Source organism: Halalkalibacter lacteus, from assembly GCF_036663595.1.
In the GTDB taxonomy this organism is placed as follows: Bacteria; Bacillota; Bacilli; order Bacillales; family Bacillaceae_D; genus Halalkalibacter; species Halalkalibacter lacteus.
Map to the genome: position 1 here is coordinate 1 of NZ_JAWRVL010000092.1, position 611 is coordinate 611.

A 611-nucleotide genomic window follows, 5' to 3' on the forward strand; every position below is an offset into this window, starting at 1 on the left:
AAAATGGCCAAGTCGGTGTGAAATATTGTGATGAGTTATATCGACTAGAAAGGGAATTTAAACATTTGTCTCCGAGCAAACGCAGAAAAAAGCGCAGAAAATACTCGAAGCCAATCGTGGAAGAATTCCTTAACTGGGTCGAAACATCACCATTTTTCGGGAAGAATGCCCTCGCAAAAGCAGCTGAATACACATTGAACCGAGCGAATGGACTTAAAGCATTCTTGAACGATGGTCGTATTGAGATTGATAATAATCCAGCTGAAAACGCCATCCGTCCCAATGTCATTGGTAGAAAAAACTGGCTTTTTTCGGTCAGCGAAGCTGGTGCAAAAGCAAACGCCATCTGTTTGAGTATCGCAGAAACCGCCAAAAGTAACGGCGTGGATTTCTATGAATACATAAAAAAACTTTTGACGGACCTACCCAATATCGCCATCCATCAAAACCCTGAAATATTAAATCATTACATGCCTTGGTCAAAAAAGATCCAAGAAGCATGTAACAGAAAATAAAATATGCCGTATATTCGATTAAAAAAGTCGTGATATACGGCTATTTGTCATGCGTACCGGTAAGGTGCGCTTATTTTTTATAATTCGGGCTTACGG

General features: G+C 40.1%; 1 protein-coding gene. It reads left to right on the plus strand.

Annotated features, from left to right (window positions below):
• Window positions 1–515: IS66 family transposase (locus tag SAZ04_RS21625; RefSeq protein WP_332699553.1), on the plus strand; the 515-nt coding region annotated here is incomplete at its 5' end.
• Window positions 516–611: the final 96 nt, after the last annotated feature.